The sequence below is a fragment of the Neoroseomonas eburnea genome (genome assembly GCF_018129005.1).
Lineage (GTDB): Bacteria > Pseudomonadota > Alphaproteobacteria > Acetobacterales > Acetobacteraceae > Neoroseomonas > Neoroseomonas eburnea.
The window spans coordinates 1-1,798 of the sequence record NZ_JAAEDL010000076.1; the positions used below are offsets into that span (position 1 = coordinate 1).

At 74.2% G+C, this 1,798-nt stretch carries 2 protein-coding genes; both read left to right on the forward strand.

What is annotated here, in order from left to right; translation table 11 throughout:
- Positions 1-833 (forward strand): peptidoglycan -binding protein (locus GXW74_RS27690; protein WP_211850154.1); only part of this gene is annotated, 833 nt, incomplete at its 5' end.
- 13 nt (positions 834-846) lie between these two features.
- Positions 847-1,680 (forward strand): GGDEF domain-containing protein, encoded by an 834-nt coding sequence (locus GXW74_RS27695; protein WP_211850156.1) that lies wholly within the window; start codon positions 847-849, stop codon positions 1,678-1,680.
- The last annotated feature ends 118 nt before the right edge of the window (positions 1,681-1,798 follow it).

The following is a 1,798-nucleotide window of genomic DNA, read 5'->3' on the forward strand; positions in this document are numbered from 1 at the left end:
CACGACTGCGCACGGCGGCGGAAGGGCTGGCGGCAGCGGCCACGGCGCGTGCCACCGCGGCGGAGGCCGAGGCCCAGGCCGCCGCGCGCCGCGCCACCACGGCCGAGGCCGCGGCGCAGGATGCCGCCCGCCGCACCGGCTTCGCCGAGGAGGCGCGCCGCCTTGCGGAGGCCCAGGCGGCCGAGCAGGTGCGCCTCGCCGACAGCGCCCGCGCGCAGGTCGCGCTGCTGACCCGCCAGATCGAATCGCTGCGCGCCGAGATCGCCCGGCTGGTCGCCGCCCTCGACCTCGAGGAAGCGCAGGGGCGCGACCGGGAAGCGCAGATCACCCTGCTCGGGCAGCGGCTGAACGCCGCGCTCGCCGCGCGGGTCGAGGAGCTGCAGCGCTATCGCTCCGACTTCTTCGGCCGGCTGCGCCAGGTGCTCGGCGAGCGGCCGGAGGTGCGCATCGTCGGCGACCGCTTCGTCTTCCAGGGGGAGGTGCTGTTCGGGCCGGCCTCGGCGGAACTGTCGGACGAAGGTCGGCGGCAGGTGCGCGACCTCGCCCGCGTGCTGCTGGAGATCGCGCCGCAGATCCCGCAGGACGTGGCCTGGGTGCTGCGCGTGGACGGGCATGCCGACCGCACGCCGATCCGCAGCCAGCGCTTCGCGAGCAACTGGGAACTCGCCGCCGCGCGCGCCATCGCGGTGGCGCAGCTGCTGATCGCGGAAGGGCTGCCGGCGAACCGCGTCGCCGCGGCCTCCTTCGGCGACACGCAGCCGATCGACGCCGGCGACGGTCCGGCGGCCTTCGCCCGCAACAGGCGGATCGAGTTGCGGCTGACCGACAGGTGAGCGGACGGCCCCGATGACCTTCGCTGATCAGGCCTTCCTCGCGGCGCGGCTCGGCATCGGCATGCTCTGCGTCTGGGCGATGGTCGTCGCTGTCGCGCGCTACCGCGCTGCGGGGCCGGGGACGGGCAAGCTGGTGCTGCGGCAACTGCTTGCCGTGCTGGTCCTCGGCATCGTGCTGATCGCCTTCGACGCCTGGGACAATACCATCGTCCGCCAGGGCGATCCGATCAACATCGGCACCTGGCTGTGGCTGACCTTCGACGCGGCGGTGCCGCTGCTGGTCCTGGCTGCGCTCGAAATGATGGCGGAACGCGACGCGATCATGGCCCAGCTCGCGCGCGCCGCGGTGACGGACCCGCTGACCGGTCTCGCCAACCGGCGCGGCTTCTCCGCCGCCGCGGAGACCGCGGTGTCGCTCTGCCGACGACAGGACATGCCCGCGGCGATGATCGTCTTCGATCTCGATCGCTTCAAGGCGATCAACGACGGCCACGGGCATGCGGCCGGCGATGCCGTCCTGGCCGGCATGGCCGGTGTTCTCCGGCGGCACCTGCGCGCAGGCGACATCGTCGGGCGGCTCGGCGGGGAGGAATTCGCCGTGCTGTGCCCAGGGCTGGATGCCGCCGGGGCCGCGGCGGTCGCCGAACGGCTGCGCGCCGCGCAACGGTTGGAAGTGCCTCATCCGGCCGGCCCCGGCGAGGCGGTGACGGCTTCGGCGGGGGTCGCCGAGCTGGCGCCGACAGGCGACGTCGCGACGTCGCTGGAGGCCGCGTTGGCGGCGGCGGACCGGGCGCTCTACGCGGCGAAGGCGGCCGGGCGGGACCGGGTGGTGTTGGCCCCGGCCTGAGCGGGATGGGACGCGCGGCGGCGATCGAAGGAGATCTCTGCGAAACGCGCCTGATCGTTTGTTGGAGGTGTGGGAGCGGGCTGGAACGGGCGTTGGCGATGGGTTTTGCGCCGCGGCA